This window comes from Brevundimonas sp. AVps5, assembly GCF_058681515.1.
This window is the reverse complement of sequence record NZ_CM178740.1, coordinates 2,288,560-2,308,299: the sequence shown is the minus strand read 5'-3', so window position 1 is coordinate 2,308,299 and position 19,740 is coordinate 2,288,560. Positions and strand designations below refer to the sequence as shown.

Below are 19,740 nucleotides of genomic sequence, written 5' to 3'. Positions count from 1 at the left end.
CTGGCGGGTTTCGGCCGTTGCGCCACGGCCCCCGCCACCCCACAACGGAGGGCATGAACGCGCCCTTCAAAACCCCCTCCGCCGAACCCCCTCTGTGGGACCTGTCCGATCTCTATACGTCACGGGAGGACGCGCGGATCGCGTCCGATCTGGAGACGGCGCGGACGGCCGTTGCCGAACTGAACGGGCTGCAGGGCCGGTTCGTCGCCGAACGGGCCGATGCGAAGGCGCTCGGCGCGACGCTGGATCAGGCCATCATCCTTTACGAACAGGCGTCGGAAAAGCTGGGCGCGCTCGGTGCCTACGCCTTCCTCGCGGCCTCGACCAACCGGGCCGACGCGGGCGCGCAGGGGTTCGAGGCCGATCTGCGCGAGAAGATCACGGCCATCGCCACCCCGACCGTCTGGCTGACACTGGCGATCAACCAGCTGGAAGAGGCGGAGATCGAGGCGGCGCTGGCCGCCGATGCGGGGGCGGCGAAGTGGAAACCCTGGCTGCGGCGGGTGCGGGCGATGAAGCCGCACGAGCTGTCGGGAGAGGTGGAGACCTTCATCGCCGAGCGGATGCCTATCGCGGCCCAGTGGCCCCGGTTGTTCGACGAGACCTGTGCGGCACTGCGGGTCGACAGCGGCAAGGACAGCCTGACCCTGGCCGAGGCCCTGAACCAGCTGTCCGACCCGAAGGAGGCCAGGCGGCGTTCGGCGGCGGAAGGGCTGAACACGGCGCTGGCGGCGCGGACCTCGACCCTGGCCCTGGTGCTGAACACGGTCGCCGCCGACAAGGCGATGGAGGATCGCTGGCGCGGGTTCAAACGTCCCGCCGACAGCCGCCACCTGGCCAACGAGGTCGACGGCGAGTCTGTGGACGCGATGGCCGATGCGGTCGCCGCCGCCTATCCGAAGCTGTCCCACCGCTACTATGCGCTGAAGGCAAGGGCGTTGGGTAAGGCGAAGCTGGACCAGTGGGATCGCAATGCGCCGCTGGAGACCACGGCGCCGCGCGGCTTCGACTGGAACCAGGGGCGCGATCTGGTTCTGGAAAGCTTCGGCGATCTGGGCGGGGAGTTCGCCGAACGCGCCGGGCGGTTCTTCGACAGGCCGTGGATCGACGGCCGGGCGCGGGCCGGGAAACAGTCGGGTGCCTATGCCCACCCGGTGACGGCGGACCGCCACCCCTTTGTCTTCCTGAACTGGATGGGGGAACGGCGCGACGTCCTGACCCTGGCGCACGAGCTGGGTCATGGGGTGCACCAGACGCTGGCGGCCGAGAAGGGGACGCTGCTGGCCGATACGCCTCTGACGCTGGCCGAGACCGCGTCGATCTTCGCCGAGGGGCTGACCTTCGACCGGCTGCTGGCGACGGCGCCGAAGTCCGAACAGCGCGGCCTGCTGGCCGGGCGGATCGAGGACGGGCTGAACACTGTCGTCCGCCAGATCGCCTTCCACCGGTTCGAGACCCGGTTCCACGACGAGCGGGTCAGGGGCGAGGTGTCCGCCGACCGTCTGGGCGAACTGTTCGTCAAGGAGATGGGGGCCTCGCTGGGTCCGGCGGTGACGCTGAACCCCGGCTACGAGGCGTGGTGGAGCTATGTCAGCCACTTCGTCCACTCGCCCTTCTATGTCTACGCCTATGCGTTCGGGGACCTGCTGGTGGCGGCGCTGATGGAGACGCGGCGGGCCGACCCGGCCGGGTTCGCGCCCCTCTATCGCAGTCTGCTGGCCGCCGGCGGAACGAAGACCTACGTCGAGGCGCTGGAGCCGTTCGGCCTCAATCCGCGCGACCCGGTTTTCTGGACCATCGGCACGAAACGGCTGGAACGACTGATCGATCAATTCGAGGCGTTGGCTTGAAATTGTAAATACAAAAATGTAAATACATTGTCATTGATCAAGTTCGACTGGAACCCCGACAAGGCGCGGACCAATCTTGCGAAACACAACGTCGCTTTCGATGTGGCGATCCAGATCTTTGATGATCCAAACGCGATCAGCGGACTGGATCGCATTGTCGATGGTGAGGAGCGATGGCGAACGGTAGGTCGGATCGGGTTCACGACCATTCTGTTCGTCGGCCATACCTGGGTCGATGAGGATGGTCAGATTTATGTTCGTGTGATCACGGCGCGAAGGGCGACGAAACATGAAATCCAGGGATATGAAACCGGCGACGAGAGATATCTCCGCTGAGCTGGCGGTCATCGACGCAATGACCGACGATCAAATTGACCTCAGCGACGCGCCGGAGATCCGTGACTTCAGCGGCTTCAAACGCGGCCTGTTCTATCGTCCCGAGAAGCAGACTGTGACCATTCGTCTCGACGCCGACGTAGTGGCCTGGTTCAAGGGCGCGGAGCCGAGATACCAGACTGCGGTCAACCGGGTCTTGCGTGAGTATATGCTGTCGCACGCCAGGTCGCCTGATCCCGCTTGAGCCTTACCCCCGCATCGCTATAAGACCGCCCAAACGCCTCTCCGACGGACACACAATCATGGCCGACCATCATTCCCCGACCGAGCACGCCGATCACGACGCGGACGCCTATGTCCACGGCACGATGACGGTCGAGGAACAGTCGGCGACCTATTCCATGTTCATGAACCTGGCCAAGTGGAGCTCGCTGGTCATCGCCGCGGTGCTGCTGTTCCTGACGCTGTGGTTCCAGCCGGGCGGCAGCTTCATCGCCGGCCTGATCGGCGGCGGTGTCCTGGCCGTGGCCGGCGTCTTCTTCCTGAAGGGCGGCAAGGCGTCTCACTAAGTCGGGCGCTACCGCTCGCGACGCGGTCGCTCGCTGCTTGAGCGCGGGTCAGCTTGTGCGCCGGTGGGCCTCAGCTGTGCGGCGTACTGCATGAACCGAGCCGACTTTCCGCCTTTGACGCATCCACATCGCAGAGCCTAACGTCTTCCGATCGAGTTGGATGGGGAGATTCGTTTGGCCGTCGCCATCGCCGTGACCCGGGAACGCCGTGAGGGCGAGACCCGCTGCGCCGTCACTCCCGAGACCGTGAAGAAGTTCGTCGCTCTGGGCGCGACCGTGACGGTCGAGGCCGGGACCGGCCTGGGCTCGTCCATTCCCGACAAAGAGTATGTCGAGGCGGGTGCCTCGGTGAAGCCGGACACGCGCGCCACCCTGGACGGTGCCGATCTGGTGCTGAAGGTGCGCGGACCGACGGCGCAGGAGATCTCGGCGATGAAGCCGGGCGCGATCGTCGTGGCCCTGCTGGACGCCTGGCGCGAGAAGGACACGGTCGCGGCCATGGCCGGCGCCAACGTCACAGCCTTCGCCATGGAGTTCGTGCCCCGCATCACCCGGGCCCAGGTCATGGACGCCCTGTCGTCCCAGGCCAACCTGGCCGGCTATCGCGCCGTGATCGAGGGCGCCTATGCCTATGGCAAGGGCTTCCCGATGATGATGACGGCGGCGGGCACGGTCGCCCCGGCCAAGGTCTTCATCATGGGCGTGGGCGTCGCCGGGCTGCAGGCCATCGCCACGGCCCGGCGTCTGGGCGCAGTGGTCACGGCCACCGACGTGCGTCCGGCGACCAAGGAACAGGTGGAATCGCTGGGGGCCAAGTTCCTCGCCGTCGAGGACGAGGAGTTCAGGAACGCCCAGACGGCCGGCGGCTATGCCAAGGCCATGTCGCCTGAGTACCAGGCCAAACAGGCGGCCCTGACCGGCGAACACATCAAGAAGCAGGACATCGTCATCACCACCGCCCTGATCCCCGGCCGCGCGGCGCCGGTCCTGGTCAGCGCCGAACAGGTGGCCTCGATGAAGCCGGGCAGCGTGCTGATCGACCTGGCGGTCGAGGCGGGCGGCAATGTCGCGGGCTCGAAGCCGGGCGAGGTCGTGATGACGGCCAACGGCGTGAGCATCGTCGGCTACACCAACCTGCCGGGACGGATCCCGTCGGATGCGTCGAGCCTGTATGCCAAGAACCTGGTCGCCTTCGCCGGTCTGCTGATCAAGGACGGGGCGCTGGCAGTCGATCTGGAGGATGAAATTCTCAAGGCGTCGGTGGTCACCAACGGCGGGGCCGTGGTGCACGAAGGGGTGCGGGGTTGACGGACTCTGAAGAGCCCCGGCCCGTATGGGTGCGCAATCCTGCCGTGGATATCACCGGAGACAGCAACTGGATGGCTTGGGTATTGGTCGGGCTGAAGTGGGTGGCTCTGGCCTATCTCGCATTTGGCGGCTTGATGATTGTGGGGCTTCTGCTTGCGCTTATCGGTCTGTTTCAAACACAGTTCGAAGCAGGTCAGATGTTGGGATACGGAATGGCCTCGTTCTTCATCGGAGGCGTCCTGATCCTCCTGCTAAGCATTAATGAAAAGCTGTGTCAGCAAAACGGAACCGGGAGCTAAGATCATGGAACACGTCGATCCCACCGTCTTTCGCCTGGCCATCTTCGTGCTGGCGATCTTCGTCGGCTACTATGTCGTCTGGTCGGTGACCCCGGCCCTGCACACGCCGCTGATGGCCGTGACCAACGCCATCTCCAGCGTCATCATCGTCGGCGGCCTGATCGCGGCGGCGGCCGTGTCGGGCGAGGCGACCGGGCCGAACGCCTGGATCGCCAAGGGTGCCGGCGTCGCGGCCGTGACCCTGGCCAGCGTCAACATCTTCGGCGGCTTCATGGTCACGCGACGCATGCTGGCCATGTACAAGAAGAAGGAACGGCCCGCGAAGCCCGCCGAGGCGGCCAAGGCCTGATGTCCTTCGCCGAGCTGAACCTCGCACCCGTCAGCCTCGCCTGGACCGGCTCGTGGATCGCCACGGGCATCGGTCTGGGCATGTGGGTCTGGAGCTGGTTCGGCGAAAAGAACCCGATCCAGAAACTGCGCCTGCGCGACTGCGGCGTGGTGCTGCTGTTCTCGGGGATTCTGGCGCGGATCGTGGTGCAGGACCGGCCGATGATGGCCGTGGACTGGGCCATGGTCTTTCTGGGCCCGCTGTTCATCGCCGCCGCCCTGTGGCGACTGGCGCGGACGGCGGCGGGCGCCGGGACGGAGCCTCTGTGATGCGCGGGTTCGCCGGCCTTCTGATCCTCGCCGCTATGGCCGTCGCGCCCGTCGCCTCGGCCCAGGTCCATGTCGGCCGCAATGTCGAAGGCGGCCTGCCCTGGTCGGTCGCGGCACCGCAGGGGGCCGACTGGTCGCTGGTCTGCCGGTTCGCGCCGGTGACCTATGAGGCCAGCCAGTGGGATCTGCGCCACTGGACCAACAAGATCGCGACGACCGGAACGGGCGCCGCCCGGGGGCGTCTGCCGCATCAGGACGGACGCTGCACCGTGACCAAGACCGGCGGGCCGGGACCGGTCGCCATCGCCATGGTCAAGGACGGCCAGGTCCTGTCCGATGCCACCAACGATACGGCCCGACCGGCGGCGGTGGGCTTCCTGTGATGACACGACTGACGAAGACGATTTCGGGGGAAACGACATGAACGCATCCATCGCGGCGCTGGCCTATCTGGCGTCGGGCGTCCTGTTCATCCTGTCGCTGCGCGGCCTGTCGAGCCCGGAGACCAGCCGTCAGGGCAATACCTTCGGCATGATCGGCATGGCGCTGGCCGTCGGGATCACCCTGTTGACGCTGGGGACCTCGGGCGCGCTCGATCCGCTGACCCTGGCCCTGCTGGCCGGGGGCGTGATCGTGGGCGGGGGCGGCGGTGCCGTGATCGCCAAGCGCGTCGCCATGACCGACATGCCCCAGCTGGTGGCGGCCTTCCACTCCCTCGTCGGCATGGCCGCCTGTCTGGTCGCCATCGGAGCGGTCTATGCGCCCGAAGCCTTCGGCATCCTCAATGCGGACGGCGTGGGCATCAAGATGATCTCGATCATCGAGCTGAGCCTGGGCGTCGCCATCGGCGCCATCACCTTCACCGGCTCGGTGATCGCCTTCGCCAAGCTGAACGGCAATATGAGCGGGGCGCCGATCATCCTGCCGGCGCGGCATCTGATCAACATCGGTCTGGCCCTGGGTCTGGTCTTCCTGATCGGCATCCTGATCGGCACTGGCGGCACGGCGGTCTGGGCCTTCTGGGGCGTGTTCGCCATCGCCCTGATCCTCGGCGCGACCCTGATCATCCCCATCGGCGGCGCCGACATGCCGGTCGTGGTGTCGATGCTGAACTCCTATTCCGGCTGGGCGGCTGCGGCGCTTGGATTCACGCTCGAGAACATCGCCCTGATCATCACCGGCGCCCTCGTGGGCTCGTCGGGCGCGATCCTCAGCTACATCATGTGCAAGGGCATGAACCGCAGCTTCATCAGCGTGATCCTCGGCGGCTTCGGCGGCGACGCGGGGCCGGCGGGCGCAGCGGGAGCGGTGGAAACCCGTCCCGTCAAACAGGGCTCGGCCGAAGACGCCGCCTTCATCCTCAAGAACGCCTCCAAGGTCATCATCGTCCCCGGCTACGGCATGGCCGTGGCCCAGGCCCAGCACGCCCTGCGCGAGATGGCCGACAAGCTGAAGGAAGAAGGCGTCGAGGTGAAATACGCCATCCACCCCGTCGCCGGACGTATGCCGGGCCATATGAACGTCCTGCTGGCCGAGGCCAACGTCCCCTATGACGAGGTGTTCGAGCTGGAGGACATCAACGCCGAGTTCGCCACCGCCGACGTCGCCTTCGTCATCGGCGCCAACGATGTCACCAACCCGGCGGCCAAGACGGACCCGACCTCCGCCATCTACGGCATGCCGATCCTGGACGTGGAGAAGGCGGGCACGGTCCTGTTCATCAAGCGCGGCATGGCGGCGGGCTACGCCGGGGTCGAGAACGAGCTGTTCTTCCGCGACAACACGATGATGCTGTTCGCCGACGCCAAGAAGATGGTCGAGGGGATCGTGAAGGGGCTGTGATGGCTTGGGTCAGCGCTCGTGTCGCGGGCGGAGGCGCAAGTGCAAGAAGGCTTCGAGGAGCGCGAGCAGCTCTCTCGGCTGATCTGCGGATAGCAAGACGTTGGCGCGGTGGGTAGATGTGCGAAGCCAATCGCCTGCCGCATCCGGTCTGAAATCGGGCAAGACGCTAGTCGCAGACCACTTCACCAGCGACGCGGCCAGTGTGCTCGGCGCGCTACCCGCGTTGTAGTGCTGGCTTGTATATCGAGCGTTTGAGTTGGGGCCGGCCATGCCGACCTTGAGCCAGCACCCATCGCCCCAGAACGCGTATACCGCCATCTTGCCAGCAGGCAGGCGCGTGGGTGCTCGGTGGGGAGCGGGTAGATACTCAACCTGAAGGTCAGCCGGGGCCAGAGTCACCGCGCCAAGATGTGCCACTGTGTGGAAGTCGGAAAGCGCCTTGCCGAGCTCTTCCTTCCAGTTGCTCAAGCCGCCGCACTCTCGAATTTCAACACACCCGCCGCCGTCATGTCGGCATGCAGCGCTTCGGGGCTCCAGTCGAAGCCATTGGGCCAGGTCAAGGCGCCGAAGTCGAGGAAGACCTCGTCGAAGAAGGCAGGATCGCGGAAGGGTAGGGTCACCGGCTTTTCGCTGGTCGCGAGGTCGGAGAAGTCCCACTCACCGGCGAGACCATCGGTGAACTGGAGCCACAGCCGATACGGGCCGGTGATGCGATATCGGCGGACGTGAACGACTTCTCTCATTTCTTTTCACCCAGACCCGGAATGCGACCCAAGGCGTTGGTTTCGCCGCGCTCGGCGATCGCCCAGACGCTCCTCAGTTCGGCAATATACGTCAGTCTCCATTCTTCGACCAATCGCGCGATCCGGGGTGGCAATCGACCCACGGTGATCTCGCCTGTTTCGATCAAGACGAGGGCAACGCTTGACTCGTAGTAGGCGTGGAAGTGCGGCGGCGGATGGTCGCTGACGTACATCCGGATCGCGATCCCGTAAAACCATGAGATGGTGGGCATGCCGTCCGCATAACACGGATCGATTGTGTCGCAAAAAGCGCTTAGACCCCCACCTCCTTCATCGACACCGCCCTGTCCGCCAGCTTCTCCACATCCACCGCCCGTCGCTCGCCGATCAGCTTCCTGCCCATCATGAACTCGGGCGGGGCGTTGATGGCCTCCACCGCCTGGACCTTGTCGCCGGACAGGTGGAAGACGGCGAAGCTGGCGGAGGCGGGATCGCCGCGGACGACGATGCGGTCGCTGTCGAAGGGGTAGCCGGCGATCTGGAGCTTGAGGTCGTACTGGTCCGACCACTGCCAGGGCGTCTCGCCGGCGGGGGCGGGGCGGCCGGTGATGGCGGCGGCGGCCTGTTTGGCCTGTTCCAGGGCGTTGGGGACGCTCTCCATGCGGAACAGCCGGTCGTAGATCGGCATGGGGCGGCGGGTGACGTCGCCGATAGCGAAGATCGCAGGATCGGAGGTGCGGGCCTCCAGATCGACCAGGATGCCGCCCTCGACTTTCAGGCCGGCTGCGACCGCCAGTGCGTCATTGGGGATGGCGCCGACGCCGACGACGGCGCTGTCGCAGGCAATGGTGCGGCCATCGGCGAGGGTCACGCCCGCGACGCGGGGACCGTGGCCGACAAAGCCGGTGACGTCGGCGGCCAGTTCGAAGCGGACGCCGCGATCCTCGTGATAGGTCTGGAAGAAGGTCGAGAGGACGTCGCAGGCGACGCGGGCCAGAAGGCGCGGCTCACGCTCCAGCACCACGACCTCGGCGCCGAGGGCGCGAGCGGAGGCGGCGACCTCCAGCCCGACATAGCCACCGCCGACCACGGCCAGGGTGCGGCCCTCGCCGAGCTGGGCCTTGATCGCCTCGGCATCTGCGGCGGTGCGCAACACGTGGACGCCGACGAAGTCCGCGCCGGGCACGTCGAGCAGGCGGGCTCGCGCGCCGGTGGCGAGGATCAGCTGGTCGTAAGCCAGGCCCGATCCGTCCGACAGGCCGACGGTCCGGGCCGTCCGGTCGATGCCGGTGACCTCGACGCCGAGGCGCAGGTCGATGTCGTGTTCGGCGTAGTAGTCCAGCGGACGCAGGGCCAGACTGTCGCCATCCGCCTCGCCCTTCAGCCAGGCCTTGGACAGGGGCGGGCGCTGATAGGGGATCAGCGGCTCCTCGCCGATCAGGACGACGGGTTTGTCATAGCCATACTGGCGCAGCAGGGCGGCGGCCGTGCCCCCTGCGTGGCCCGCGCCGACGATGACGACGCCTCGATCCGGAACAGTCATGCGGGTCCCTTACAGCTCATCGACCGTGCCGTCGTCGGCCTCGGCCTCACGTCGCAGCCAGGCGACGAAGGTGCGGGCCTCCTCGCGGCCGCCGTTGCGCCGGGTCAGCACATGATAGGCCATGTCGGTCGCCAGGTAGCCGTCGGCGAAGGGTGTGACCAGGCGGCCCGAGGCCAGGTCGGCGGCGACGAAGGCGCGCGGGGCCAGGGCCACGCCCCGGCCGTTGGCGGCGTCCTCGATGGCGAAGGCGGTCTGGTCGTAGCGGGAGCCGGCGGAGGCATCGACGCCTGTGACGTTGCGCGCCTTCAGCCAGGCGGCCCAGTCGGGGCGCGGTTCCTCGATATGCCCGTTGCCGACGTGGATCAGGGTGTGACGGGCGAGGTCGGCGGGCTTCTGGAGCGGCCAGCGGCCGGTCAGCAGGGCGGGGCTGCACACGGGCACGACCCCGGCCTCGAACAGGAGGTCAGAGCGGACGCCGGGATAGCCGCCGACGCCGTAGCGGACGGCGACATCGACGCGACCGCCGGCCACATCGGTCAGCTGCATGTCGGCGGAGATCCAGACCTCGATCTCGGGATGGTCGGCCGAGAAACGAACCATCCGGGGCGCCAGCCAGCGGGCGGCGAAGGAGGGGGGCACGCTGACGGCGAGCGACCTGCGGCCGGTGGGGCCATAGACGATATCGGCGGCGCGCTTCAGCTGTTCGAAGGCGTCGCGCAGCACGGGCTGAAGCCGTGCGCCGAGCTCGGTCAGGGCTACCGCCCCGCCTTCGCGGCGGAACAGGGGGCCGCCGGCGTGATCCTCCAGCACCTTGATCTGCTGGCTGACGGCGCCGGGGGTGACGCCCAGTTCGCGGGCGGCGAGCGAGATGCTGAGCCGGCGCCCCGCCGCCTCGAAGGCCTTCAGCGCGTTCAGGGGCGGGAGGCGGCGTCCGCTGTCTTCGGCCTCGCTCATACGCCCTCCAGCCAGGCCGGGACGTCAAAGCCCTTCGAACGCAGGAAGGCAGGGTTGTAGATCTTGCCCGCGTAGCGCTGGCCGGGATCGCACAGGATGGTCGCGATGGTGTGGCCGGGGCCGAGTTCGCGGGCCAGGCGGACGGCGCCGGCGACGTTGACGCCGCTGGACGGGCCGAGGGTCAGGCCCTCGTGCTTCGCCAGGTCGAAGATGATCGACAGGGCCTCTGCGTCCTCGATGCGGAACGAGTGGTCGACCGTGACGCCTTCGAGATTGCCCGTGATGCGGTTGACGCCGATACCCTCGGTCACGGACGAGCCCTCGGCCTTCAGCTCGCCTTCGGTGAACCAGGCATGCAGGGCGGCACCGGGTGGATCGGCGAGGGCGATGCGGACGGCGGCATTCCTGGAGCGCAGGAAGGCGGATGTGCCGGCCAGGGTGCCGCCCGTGCCGGCGGCGCAGATGAAGCCGTCGATGCGGCCGCCGGTCTGGTCCCAGATCTCCGGGCCGGTGGTCTCGAAATGGGCCCGACGGTTGGCGGTGTTGTCGAACTGGTCGGCGTAGAAGGCCCCGTTGGGCTCGCTGTCGTTCAGCTCGGCGGCGAGGCGGCGCGAGAAATGGACGAAGTGATTGGGGCTGGAGAAGGGGGCCGGATCGACCTCGACGAGGCGGGCGCCGTGCAGACGGACGGCCAGTTTCTTCTCTTCGGTCTGGCTGCGCGGCATGACGATGACGACGGGGTGGCCGAGCGCGGCACCGACCAGGGCCAGTCCGATGCCGGTATTGCCCGCCGTGCCTTCCACGATCGTGCCGCCGGGCCGCAGGGCGCCGGAGGCCTTCGCGTCGAGGATCAGGCCGCGTGCGGTGCGGTCCTTCACCGACCCGCCCGGATTGAGAAACTCTGCCTTGCCCAGGATCTCGCAGCCCGTCGCGGCGGACGCGGCGCGCAGGCGGATCATCGGCGTGGAGCCGATCAGGGAGAGACTATCGGAGGCGATCGGCACGGGGAGGTGCTCCATCTGAACGAGGCCGCTTTTAGAATCTCTTTGGTCGGACGGGAAGGGAAGTTTGCCTTGGTGACCAGGGCGAAATGCGGGGTTACTGTCCGGGACGGCGCGCCGGAGGGGCCCGCCTTGTCCTGTCTGGGTGAGAGTTTCCGATGAAGATGCGACTGATGCGTCATGTGGCGCCGACTGTGCTGATGCTGTTCGCGACGCCCGCTCTGGCCCAGACGGCCGGTAGCGCGCTGACCTATCAGCAGCCGCCCGCGCCGATTGCGGACATCCTGGACGCCCGGCCGACGCCCGGCGCCAGCGTCAGCCCCGATCAGAAGACCCTGGTCCTTTTCCAGCGGTCCAACCTGCCGACGATCGCCGAACTGGCCGAGCCGATGCTCCGCCTCGCCGGCTACCGGATCAATCCGCGCAACAACGGACCGGCCAACAGCCGCATCTCCTGGGTGACGGGCCTGAGCTTCCAGTCGGTCGAAGGCGGCGCGGCGCGCGCCGTCGCCCTGCCCGAAGGCGCGCGCTTCACGGGCGCGAGCTGGTCGCCCGACGGCAGGTCTGTCGCCTTCCTGATGGACCAGCCCGAGGGCATGGCCCTGTGGGTCGCCGATGTCGGCACGGCCACGGCGCGCGAGGTGTTCGGGCCCCGCGTGAACGCCGCGACGGGCGCCGGCATGAGCTGGCTGCCGGACAGTTCGGGCCTGCTGGTCCGGGCCGTGCCGGCTGATCGCGGCGTCGCGCCGGACGTGACGGCCGCGCCGGCGGGGCCCACGGTCGCGGAGAGCGGCGGCCGCGCCGCCGCGGTGCGCACCTATCAGGACCTGCTGGCCGATGCAGGCGACGAGGCCCTGTTCGCCCACTATTTCACCGCGCAGCTGGTTGTCGTCCCGCTGACCGGAGAGGCCCGCAACATCGGCGCGCCGGGCGTGATCCTGGGCGCCTCCGTGTCGCCGGATGGACGCTATCTGCTGCAGACCACGGCCAGACGGCCGTTCAGCTATGTCGTGCCCGCGCGCCTGTTCCCCGGCGACGTGGTGGTGACGGACATGGACGGCCGGGTCGTGCATGAGGTCGCCGACCTGCCGCTGCGCGACAATATCCCGCCGCCCTTCGACGCCGTAGAGACCGGCCCCCGCGCAGCCCAGTGGCGCGCCGACACGCCGTCGACCCTGGTCTGGGTCGAGGCCCAGGACGGCGGTGATCCGCGTACGCCGGCGACCGTGCGCGATCGCGTCCTGATGCTGGACGCGCCGTTCAACGGTCAGGCGACAACCCTGATCGACCTGCCCGAACGCTATGCCGGCGTGACCTGGGGCCGGTCGGACGTGGCCGTGGTCAACACCCAGTGGTTCAACACCCGGCACGAGACCCGGTCGGTCGTCGACCCGTCGCGTCCGGGCGCTGGCCGCGTCATCGTCGATCGCAACTATCAGGATCGCTACAACGATCCAGGCTCGATCGTGACCGAGGCCAACGCCGCCGGCCGCGAGGTGATCCAGTTTACCCCGGACGGGTCGCGCGTCTTCGTCGAGGGCGACGGCGCCACGCGGGAAGGTGAGTATCCCTTCCTCGGTACGCTCGACCTCTCGACCGGCCTGACCGAACGGATCTGGCAGTCGGCGAGCGGCGAGTACGAGACCGTCATCGGCCTGCTGGATGACGACGGCCGCCGTCTGGTCACCGTGCGCGAGAGCCGGACCGAGCCGCCGAATCTGCGTGTCCGCGACCTGGACGGCGATGTGACCCCCCTGACCAGCTTCCCCGACCCGGCACCGCAACTGGCCGGAGTGACCCAGCAGCTGATCACCTACACCCGCGACGACGGGGTGCAGCTGTCGGGGACCCTCTATCTGCCGGCCGGCTACGACAAGGATCGCGACGGACCTCTGCCGCTGCTGATGTGGGCCTATCCGGCGGAGTTCACCGACGCGGCCGTGGCCGGTCAGGTCGTGGATACGGCCAACCGGTTCGTGCGGCCGGGCGGGTCCAGCCACCTGTTCCTGCTGACCCAGGGCTACGCCATTCTGGACAACCCCTCGATGCCGATCGTGGGCGCGGACGGGATCGAGCCGAACGACACCTATATCGAACAGCTGAGCGCCAGCGCGAAGGCGGCGGTCGATGCGGTGGTCGGGATGGGCGTGGCCGAGCGGGGCCGGATCGCCGTCGGGGGCCACAGCTACGGCGCCTTCATGACCGCAAACCTGCTGGCCCACACCGATCTGTTCGCCACCGGCGTCGCGCGGTCCGGCGCCTATAACCGGACCCTGACGCCGTTCGGATTCCAGGCCGAGCAGCGGACCTACTGGCAGGCGCCGGAGACCTATAACGAGATGTCGCCCTTCGCCTATGCCGACAAGGTCAACGAGCCGATCCTGCTGATCCACGGCGAGGCCGACGACAACCAGGGCACCTTCCCGATCCAGTCGGAGCGCTTCTATGCCGCCCTGAAGGGCAATGGAGCGACGGTGCGTTACGTGGTTCTGCCGCTGGAGGCGCACGGCTATCGGGCGCGGGAATCGGTCGGTCATACCCTGTGGGAGATGACCCGCTGGCTCGACCAGACGATCAAGAACCCCACCGCTCCGGCGGCGGCCTCGAACTAGCGACGGGGGAGGCGGGCTCGCAGCGACGCGACGAGCCCGCCGACGTTCCGGTTCCGCTCGAACCACCACAGGCCTGACATTACGACCATCAGCCCGGCGAACCATGGCCAGGGCGAACCGGGCGCGTGCGAGGTCGAGGGCGGTGCCGCCCGGGTCGGGGCCGTGCCCGCCAGCGCCAGCATGGCCGAACGGTTGGCGGCCATGACCAGCGAAGGCGCGGCGTCGGCAGGCTGGACATAGAAGGGCGTCTGGCGGTTCTCGCCGTCGCGGATGACATGCCAGCCCGGTTGTTCAGGCCAGAAGGCGGCGCAGGCGCGGTCTCCGGCGGCGGGATCGACGCGCAGGGCGTGGGCGCTGCCGTCCTGGCCGAGGATGTTTGCCTGACCGACGAGGCGGCACAGGGCGAGACGAACGCCGACGCGGGCGAGGCCGTCGACCTCGGCGCGGCTGTCGTCGCCGGCGCGGCCGATCTCCGAGAACAGGGCGCTCCACATCTCGCCGTAGCGATCCGGACGGCCGGTCAGGACCAGGGCGTAGCTGTCGGTCACGGTCCAGACGCCGACGCGGCCTCGCCCCCTGCCGCGCCAGCTGGCCAGGGCGACGCCGTCCGCATCGCGCAACAGGGTGACGGCGCCGGAGCCCTCGACGGTCAGGTTCCTGCGGGCCAGTTCAGGCAGGGCCTCGAGGGCTTCGGCCTGTTCAGCGGGGGCTTCGGCTTCGGCCGCTGCGTCCTCGGCGGGCGGGTCGAGGCGCAGCGGCACGGCCTCGTCGCCGCCACTGAGGCTCAGACCCAGTCCGGCCCAGTCGCGGCGGGTGGCGGCCGACAGAGGGCCGGTCGGGCGAAGCAGAACGCCGAGGCCGTTGTTCATCGCCGCCGTCAGCGCCCCACGCTGGCCGCCGCTCAGACTGTCCCAACGCCGGTCGTCGAGGACCACGAGGTCCAGTTCGTTCAGGGTCGTGGCGTTGAGCGGCACGGGTGCGTCGCCGAGCCGGACGCCCGCGCCGATGTCGATGTCGAGTGTCAGTTCGACGCCGGAATCCTCGGCCCAGCGCTTCAGGTATTTGGTCTCGGCCGTGGGCGCTCCGGCGAGCACCAGAACGCGCGGCGGCGTCGTGGCGAGGGTCTCGACCGGGATGGCGATGCGTTCCACGACGTCACCGGCGGGGTCGCGGAGCCTCAGGTCGAACAGGGCGAGGCCGGGCGCGCGGGCGGAGGCCATCAGGGCGAACCGCTCGCCGGGCGCGATGCGGGCCGTGTCGACGACCTCATCGGCCGGATCGACCAGTTCGATGGTCCCGGCCACTAGGGTCCCGACCTGTCCGCCGACGACGAAGGTCGCGCCGGGCGCCGTGGGCTCGGGCAGGGCGAGGTCAGTCAGGCCGCGCGGCAGGGGCGGTGCGGCGAACTCGACGGGCACGGGCAGGGGGGACTGGTCGCGCGGGGGCAGGCCTTGACCCAGAACACGGATGCGGGCGGGCGTGGGGTAGCGGCGCAGGGCCGTAGCGAGGTCGGGAACCCGTATCGCTTCGTTGACGGGGCCAGCTTCGGGGAGGGCGACGAGGATGTCGCCGGGCGAGGTCGGTATGGTCGCGGGCGATCCCGCAGTGGCGACGATCAGCGTTCCCGTGCGGATGACGGAGGCGGGCGGGTTGAGGGTCAGCCACAGCGACAGGCCCGCCACGACCTGCAGGCCCATCAAGGTCGCGACCCGCCAGCGGGGTCCCTGCGTCTCGGCCTTCCTGTGCCACAGGACCAGGCGGACAACGCCCAGCGCCACCGCGGCGACGATGACCACGGCCGTCCAGAAAGCGGGACTGGAGACACTCATCGCAGGGCGTCCAGATAGCGTTGGCCGCGTTGGCCGAGTGCCTCGCGACGGCCCGGCGCCGGCGCCGGCCGCTGCAGGGCGGTCCACAACAGGGCGCGCAGCCGGCGGCGGCAGTCGAGGCAGGCGGGCTCGTTGCGGACGGTGTCGATGGCCGCTCTCAGCGCCAGAGGATCGGACAGGCGGCCGCCGTTCTCGCGCGCCCAGCGGTCCAGCGCGCCCAGGGCCAGGGGTGCCGAGGTCGAACCGGGCCGTTCTTCCAGCGCGCGCCAGGCGTCGGCGGCGACGGCGTCGGCGGGCGTGCGCTCGGGGCGTTCGGGGTTCTCGGCGACGATGTCCTCGCGCTTGCCGGTCAGGCGGCGGGCGAAGTCGACGGGCGGCAGGTCATTGCCGAGTCTGGGGAGGAAGATGCGGGTCGCGCGCTGGGCTTCCTTGAGCAGCTCGAGCGCCTCGTTGGCGAAGGGCAGGGCCTGTTCCGGCCGGCCCTGACGCAGTTCCCGTTCCGAACTCCACATGGCGTCCAGAGCGCGGGCGAGCGCAGAGCGGGTCCGGGGTGCGAACAGGGTCGCGGCCTCGCCTGTGTCATGGGCGTGGCCGAACTCGTGCAGCACATCGACCTCGGACCCCATGGCACCGCCAGCGGCCTCATCGCCGTGGTCGTCGCCGTGGTCGTCATGATCGTCGTGAGCGGGTGCGGGCGTCGTCGCCGGGGTGTCGCTTGTCGGCAACGGCGCACGGGCAGGCGGGGCGTCGCTGGTGGGCAGGATGATGCCGCCGCCTCCGCCGCCCTCGGCCTCCTCGCCCATGAACTGGCCGTAGCGCAGACGCAGGGCGGCCTGTTCCTCGCCGATGACGTTGGACCGGTCCATGACGGCGCGGGGCTCCAGTCGTCGACGCTCGGCGATCAGGGCCTCGGCGTTGATGATGATCTGGCGCTGGCTGGCGAAATAGGCGGGCATGATGCGCATGGCCATCCCGTCGAGCCCGTCCGCCATGATCAGGTTCGCGGGCCAGCGCAGGATGACGCTGGGACCCTCGACCTGCTGGCGTTCAGGCGCGCGATTGTCGGTGACGACCAGCTGGACGATCAGGTCGCTGCCTGCCGCCATCCCCTCGCGGGCGAGGTCGAGCGTCGTCGAGAAACGCAGCTGCTTCGCCGTGCCCTGTCCGCGCAGCGGCATGGAACGCTGTTCGAAGGTGATATTCTCGCCGTCGCCCTTGGTCACCGTGATGCGCAGGGTGGCGGTTTCAATGACGCCGTAGTCGTCGCTGGTCTCGAACACCGGCGTCCAGGTCGTCTGGCCGGGCGTGAGCTGGACCAGCTGGCTCTCGGGTTCGACCAGGCGGACGACAGGCTCGGCGTCGGCGATGGCGTCGAGGCGGTTGAGCCGCTGTTGGGCCAGTCCGGCGGCCTCGATGCGATAGAGGAGAGGGCGGTCGATGATGCGGGCGGCGGTCCAGCGCTGGCCGTCGCGGATCAGTGAGACCGGGGTGCTTTCCGGGAACTCAAGTCCGGCGGTGGACGGCTGGGGCGCGAAGTCGATCAGCCATTCGACGCGCGAGCCTTCCGGCACTCGGGCATCCAGCATGGTCTGCTCGCGGACCGGCAGGCCGGTGTAGGCCGGCGGAGTGATACGCAGGCGGGCGCCGGTCAGGACCGGCGCGGAGGCGGTAACGCCGGCGCGGGCGGGGACGGCGGCTTTTGTCTCGGCACCGTCGGCCGTCGGCCAGAGCAGGATGGCGGCGATCACGACGACGGCGGCGGCCCAGGAGATCAGAATGGGGCGCTGCGACCAGCCTGGCCGGAGGTCGACGGCGGCGGCCTCGTGGACGCGGCCTTCGAGGCGGTCGCGCTGGAGGGCTGCGAAGCCGGCGAGCGCGACGCGGTCCTTGAACAGCAGGGTTGTGCTGTCTTCGAAGCGGGGGATGCGGGCGTCGAGCTCTCCGATCAACCAGCGCAGATCAAATCGACGCGAGCGCCAGACGGCGACGGCGGCGAGGGCGATCAGGCCAAGGACCGCGACGGTGACGGTGCCCGTCATCCCGACCAGTCGCCAGCCGAGGGTTGCGGCGACGACGACGGCGGGCAGGCCGAGGGCGACCGTGTCGAGACCGGCGCGCGTGCGGGCCGTCGTCTGGTGTTTCAGCAGAACGGGGACGGCGGTCATGGCGCGACCGCCCGTAGCCGCCGGGTCGCCAGCCAGCGCTCTCCGGCGAAGACCAGGGCAATCAGCAGGGCCAGCCAGGGCCGCAGGTCGAGTGGCGGCTGCCCATAGGGTGCGGCGCCGGCCAGAGGGGCATGGTCGACGGCGGCGACGCGGGCAGGCGCCGGGCGCGGATCGAGCATGGCGGCGAGGGCGTCGGGGAAGTCCGGCTCGACCAGTTGCGGGATGGCGGCGGGCTCCAGGGCGCGGGTCAGGCGGATGACGCGACCTCGACCGAGACGACCGGCAACGGCGAGCGGCTCACCGGCCGTGCCGCGCCAGACCGGGACGGTCTCGCCCTCGACGGGGATGCGGGCCTCGAGCGCGGTCAGGATCACGCCGCCGTTGCGGACCCAGGTCTCGACGGAGGCGGGAACCGGTCCGGCCGCGAGCCAGATCAGGTGACGCACGCTGTTCGGAACGGGGCGGTCGACGGTCCCGGCGGCGAAGGCGGGTTCGACGTCGGCGGCGGTCCAGGCGGTGGCTGCGGCGCGGAAGAAGCCGACGGCGTCCTCCGCCTCGGGAGCATAGCGGACGGTCAGGGCGGGCGGCGCTGGCGAGGCGATGCGGCGCGCGGGCGCTTCGGCGCCCACGGTCCATTCGACGCGGCGGGACAGCGTCGGCCGCTCGGCGTCGACGCCGTCCAGGGTCGCGGGAACGACCAGTTTGACCGGGGTCCCGGGCGGCAGTTCGGCGTCCAACTGGCGGATCAGGCTGACGAGGTCCCCGTTTGGGGCGGGAGCCATGCCTCCCGTCTGCGGGAAGCCGGGGGCCAGCCAGACGACGCGATCGCCCCGTTCCGTGGCGGCGGCGATGGTCCCGGGGTCGGCACCCGGGGCGACGGCCACGACGGGGCGATCATCGGCGGCGTTCCACAGCACGGGTGCGGCCAGCCACAGGGCGATCAGGGCCAGCAGGAGGAGGCGGGCGGCCAGCAGCAGCCGCTCGTCGATGGTGAGGCTGCGACGCGGCTTCGGCTGGGGATCGAGCCAGCGCAGGGCGGCGAAGTCGATGGTCCGGCTCTCGGTCCGGCGCGCGATATGGATGACCACCGGGATCGCCAGGGCCAGCAGGGCGGCGAGGCCGGCGGGGAGGAGAAGGGCCGGGCTCATTGCCGAACGGACGCGCGGAACAGGGCCCGGATCGGCACGTCCGCGCTCTCGTCGATGAAGTGTTCGACATGGCGGATGCCGCGCGTCTCGAGCCGGGTCGCCAGGGCTTCGCGGGCGGCGGCGAAGCGGGCGAGGAAGGTCTCACGCAGGGAACGGCCGTCGCCGATCAGTTCGGCGCCGGTCTCCGGATCGTGGAAGCGGTAGCCCTGGTCGAAGGGGAAGTCGCGTTCGTCGCCGGTCAGGATCTGGATCAGGCAGATGTCCCGGCCCGAGGCGGCCAGCCGTTCGGCCGTAGCGACACAGCCCTCGTCGAAGCCGTCGGTCAGGATGACGATCAGGTCGCGCGCGCCGATCTGTTCGCCGAACACGCCGACATCGCGCTGCCAGTCGGCGACGCCGGAGGCCTTGAGCGGGGCGAGGGTCAGGAGGACGCGGTCACGGTGGCGGCTGTCGGCATGCGGCGTCAGCACCATCGGACCCTCGGCGCGCTCGACCACGACGCCGAACCGGTCCCCTTGATACAGGGCGATCTCGATCAGGCTGGCGGCGACGCGCCGCGCGGCGTCGAAGCGGGACCAGTCGGGGCGGGCGAGATCCGCCTGGGCCATGGAGGCGCTGGCGTCGATGACGATCCAGATGGCGACCGGGCTCTCCCGCTCGGCGTCCCTGACGAAGAATTTGTCGGACCGGGCATAGAGCTTCCAGTCGATGGCCCGCAGATCGTCGCCGCGCTCATAGGCCCGGTACTGGGCGAACTCGAGTCCGCCGCCCTTGTTGCGGCTGTCGTGCATGCCTGCGCTCGCCAGCACCGCCGCGCGGCGCGGGACGATGGACAGGCGACGAAGCCGGCTGCGCAACTCCGGGGGCAGGTCGAGCGGAGACAT

At 69.3% G+C, this 19,740-nt stretch carries 20 protein-coding genes; 11 read left to right on the top strand and 9 right to left on the bottom strand.

Going from position 1 to position 19,740, the window contains the following annotated elements; translation table 11 throughout:
* Positions 1–53 precede the first annotated feature (53 nt).
* From ACW18A_RS11715 to ACW18A_RS11670, 10 genes are all read left to right on the top strand, one after another.
* Positions 54–1,850, top strand: a complete 1,797-nt coding sequence (locus ACW18A_RS11715; RefSeq protein WP_492021891.1) for a M3 family oligoendopeptidase — start codon at positions 54–56, stop codon at positions 1,848–1,850.
* Between the two features lie 33 nt (positions 1,851–1,883).
* Positions 1,884–2,186: a BrnT family toxin gene (locus ACW18A_RS11710; protein ID WP_492021890.1), complete on the top strand. Its 303-nt coding sequence runs from the start codon at positions 1,884–1,886 to the stop codon at positions 2,184–2,186.
* 19 nt (positions 2,187–2,205) lie between these two features.
* A complete protein-coding gene (locus tag ACW18A_RS11705) occupies positions 2,206–2,430 on the top strand; it encodes a BrnA antitoxin family protein (RefSeq protein ID WP_492021889.1) in 225 nt (74 codons plus the stop codon).
* 58 nt (positions 2,431–2,488) lie between these two features.
* On the top strand, positions 2,489–2,755 hold the full coding sequence (locus tag ACW18A_RS11700) for an aa3-type cytochrome c oxidase subunit IV (protein ID WP_492021888.1): 267 nt from the start codon (positions 2,489–2,491) through the stop codon (positions 2,753–2,755).
* Between the two features lie 174 nt (positions 2,756–2,929).
* On the top strand, positions 2,930–4,063 hold the full coding sequence (locus tag ACW18A_RS11695) for a Re/Si-specific NAD(P)(+) transhydrogenase subunit alpha (protein WP_492021887.1): 1,134 nt from the start codon (positions 2,930–2,932) through the stop codon (positions 4,061–4,063).
* Between the two features lie 29 nt (positions 4,064–4,092).
* On the top strand, positions 4,093–4,362 hold the full coding sequence (locus tag ACW18A_RS11690) for a hypothetical protein (RefSeq protein ID WP_492021886.1): 270 nt from the start codon (positions 4,093–4,095) through the stop codon (positions 4,360–4,362).
* A 4-nt stretch (positions 4,363–4,366) separates the two neighbouring features.
* Positions 4,367–4,711 carry an NAD(P) transhydrogenase subunit alpha part 2 gene (locus ACW18A_RS11685; protein ID WP_298160825.1) on the top strand — a complete coding sequence of 115 codons (345 nt, stop codon included), beginning with the start codon at positions 4,367–4,369 and terminating at the stop codon, positions 4,709–4,711.
* A complete protein-coding gene (locus tag ACW18A_RS11680; protein ID WP_492021885.1) occupies positions 4,711–5,019 on the top strand; it encodes a hypothetical protein in 309 nt (102 codons plus the stop codon). The genes ACW18A_RS11685 and ACW18A_RS11680 overlap by 1 nt, the downstream gene beginning before the upstream one ends.
* Entirely contained in the window at positions 5,019–5,402 is a 384-nt protein-coding gene (locus tag ACW18A_RS11675; protein ID WP_492021884.1) for a hypothetical protein, read from the top strand. Before ACW18A_RS11680 ends, ACW18A_RS11675 begins: the two co-directional genes overlap by 1 nt.
* Before the next feature lie 37 nt (positions 5,403–5,439).
* A complete protein-coding gene (locus ACW18A_RS11670; RefSeq protein ID WP_492021882.1) occupies positions 5,440–6,861 on the top strand; it encodes an NAD(P)(+) transhydrogenase (Re/Si-specific) subunit beta in 1,422 nt (473 codons plus the stop codon).
* Between the two features lie 464 nt (positions 6,862–7,325).
* Here the strand turns inward: ACW18A_RS11670 and ACW18A_RS11665 are convergent, their stop codons facing one another.
* Genes ACW18A_RS11665 through ACW18A_RS11645 form a run of 5 tightly spaced genes read right to left on the bottom strand, consistent with a single transcriptional unit; the run spans position 7,326 to position 11,105 of the window.
* Complete coding sequence (locus ACW18A_RS11665) at positions 7,326–7,604, bottom strand: DUF2442 domain-containing protein (RefSeq protein WP_492021881.1); 279 nt, start codon at positions 7,602–7,604, stop codon at positions 7,326–7,328.
* The gene (locus ACW18A_RS11660) at positions 7,601–7,876 is read right to left on the bottom strand and encodes a DUF4160 domain-containing protein (RefSeq protein WP_492021880.1); all 276 of its coding nucleotides are present in this window, start codon (positions 7,874–7,876) and stop codon (positions 7,601–7,603) included. The genes ACW18A_RS11665 and ACW18A_RS11660 overlap by 4 nt, the downstream gene beginning before the upstream one ends.
* 41 nt (positions 7,877–7,917) lie before the next feature.
* Positions 7,918–9,147 carry an NAD(P)/FAD-dependent oxidoreductase gene (locus ACW18A_RS11655; protein WP_492021879.1) on the bottom strand — a complete coding sequence of 410 codons (1,230 nt, stop codon included), beginning with the start codon at positions 9,145–9,147 and terminating at the stop codon, positions 7,918–7,920.
* A gap of 9 nt (positions 9,148–9,156) precedes the next feature.
* Positions 9,157–10,101, bottom strand: a complete 945-nt coding sequence (gene gcvA / locus ACW18A_RS11650; protein ID WP_492021878.1) for a transcriptional regulator GcvA — start codon at positions 10,099–10,101, stop codon at positions 9,157–9,159.
* Positions 10,098–11,105 (bottom strand): cysteine synthase A, encoded by a 1,008-nt coding sequence (locus ACW18A_RS11645; protein WP_492021877.1) that lies wholly within the window; start codon positions 11,103–11,105, stop codon positions 10,098–10,100. The genes gcvA and ACW18A_RS11645 overlap by 4 nt, the downstream gene beginning before the upstream one ends.
* A 161-nt stretch (positions 11,106–11,266) precedes the next feature.
* On the opposite strand from ACW18A_RS11645, the gene ACW18A_RS11640 reads away from it, so the two are divergent.
* Positions 11,267–13,714, top strand: a complete 2,448-nt coding sequence (locus tag ACW18A_RS11640) for a S9 family peptidase (RefSeq protein WP_492024387.1) — start codon at positions 11,267–11,269, stop codon at positions 13,712–13,714.
* Here ACW18A_RS11640 and ACW18A_RS11635 read toward each other — a convergent pair.
* From ACW18A_RS11635 to ACW18A_RS11620, 4 genes are read right to left on the bottom strand one after another with little or no spacing between them, the layout of a single operon-like run.
* Positions 13,711–15,543 carry a hypothetical protein gene (locus tag ACW18A_RS11635; protein WP_492021876.1) on the bottom strand — a complete coding sequence of 611 codons (1,833 nt, stop codon included), beginning with the start codon at positions 15,541–15,543 and terminating at the stop codon, positions 13,711–13,713. The genes ACW18A_RS11640 and ACW18A_RS11635 overlap by 4 nt on opposite strands.
* On the bottom strand, positions 15,540–17,708 hold the full coding sequence (locus ACW18A_RS11630) for a DUF4175 family protein (protein WP_492021875.1): 2,169 nt from the start codon (positions 17,706–17,708) through the stop codon (positions 15,540–15,542). The genes ACW18A_RS11635 and ACW18A_RS11630 overlap by 4 nt, the downstream gene beginning before the upstream one ends.
* Complete coding sequence (locus ACW18A_RS11625) at positions 17,705–18,856, bottom strand: BatA domain-containing protein (protein ID WP_492021874.1); 1,152 nt, start codon at positions 18,854–18,856, stop codon at positions 17,705–17,707. Before ACW18A_RS11625 ends, ACW18A_RS11630 begins: the two co-directional genes overlap by 4 nt.
* Entirely contained in the window at positions 18,853–19,740 is an 888-nt protein-coding gene (locus tag ACW18A_RS11620; protein ID WP_492021873.1) for a DUF58 domain-containing protein, read from the bottom strand. The genes ACW18A_RS11625 and ACW18A_RS11620 overlap by 4 nt, the downstream gene beginning before the upstream one ends.

Excerpts from the sequence above, each read along its gene's own strand:
- ACW18A_RS11715 (WP_492021891.1), top strand. The coding sequence starts at position 54 with ATGAACGCGCCCTTCAAAACCCCCTCCGCCGAACCCCCTCTGTGGGAC.
- ACW18A_RS11705 (WP_492021889.1), top strand. The coding sequence starts at position 2,206 with ATGACCGACGATCAAATTGACCTCAGCGACGCGCCGGAGATCCGTGAC.
- ACW18A_RS11700 (WP_492021888.1), top strand. The coding sequence starts at position 2,489 with ATGGCCGACCATCATTCCCCGACCGAGCACGCCGATCACGACGCGGAC.
- ACW18A_RS11685 (WP_298160825.1), top strand. The coding sequence starts at position 4,367 with ATGGAACACGTCGATCCCACCGTCTTTCGCCTGGCCATCTTCGTGCTG.
- ACW18A_RS11680 (WP_492021885.1), top strand. The coding sequence starts at position 4,711 with ATGTCCTTCGCCGAGCTGAACCTCGCACCCGTCAGCCTCGCCTGGACC.
- ACW18A_RS11675 (WP_492021884.1), top strand. The coding sequence starts at position 5,019 with ATGCGCGGGTTCGCCGGCCTTCTGATCCTCGCCGCTATGGCCGTCGCG.
- ACW18A_RS11670 (WP_492021882.1), top strand. The coding sequence starts at position 5,440 with ATGAACGCATCCATCGCGGCGCTGGCCTATCTGGCGTCGGGCGTCCTG.
- ACW18A_RS11665 (WP_492021881.1), bottom strand. The coding sequence starts at position 7,604 with ATGAGAGAAGTCGTTCACGTCCGCCGATATCGCATCACCGGCCCGTAT.
- ACW18A_RS11660 (WP_492021880.1), bottom strand. The coding sequence starts at position 7,876 with ATGCCCACCATCTCATGGTTTTACGGGATCGCGATCCGGATGTACGTC.
- ACW18A_RS11655 (WP_492021879.1), bottom strand. The coding sequence starts at position 9,147 with ATGACTGTTCCGGATCGAGGCGTCGTCATCGTCGGCGCGGGCCACGCA.
- gcvA (WP_492021878.1), bottom strand. The coding sequence starts at position 10,101 with ATGAGCGAGGCCGAAGACAGCGGACGCCGCCTCCCGCCCCTGAACGCG.
- ACW18A_RS11640 (WP_492024387.1), top strand. The coding sequence starts at position 11,267 with ATGCGACTGATGCGTCATGTGGCGCCGACTGTGCTGATGCTGTTCGCG.
- ACW18A_RS11635 (WP_492021876.1), bottom strand. The coding sequence starts at position 15,543 with ATGAGTGTCTCCAGTCCCGCTTTCTGGACGGCCGTGGTCATCGTCGCC.
- ACW18A_RS11630 (WP_492021875.1), bottom strand. The coding sequence starts at position 17,708 with ATGACCGCCGTCCCCGTTCTGCTGAAACACCAGACGACGGCCCGCACG.
- ACW18A_RS11625 (WP_492021874.1), bottom strand. The coding sequence starts at position 18,856 with ATGAGCCCGGCCCTTCTCCTCCCCGCCGGCCTCGCCGCCCTGCTGGCC.
- ACW18A_RS11620 (WP_492021873.1), bottom strand. The coding sequence starts at position 19,740 with ATGTCTCCGCTCGACCTGCCCCCGGAGTTGCGCAGCCGGCTTCGTCGC.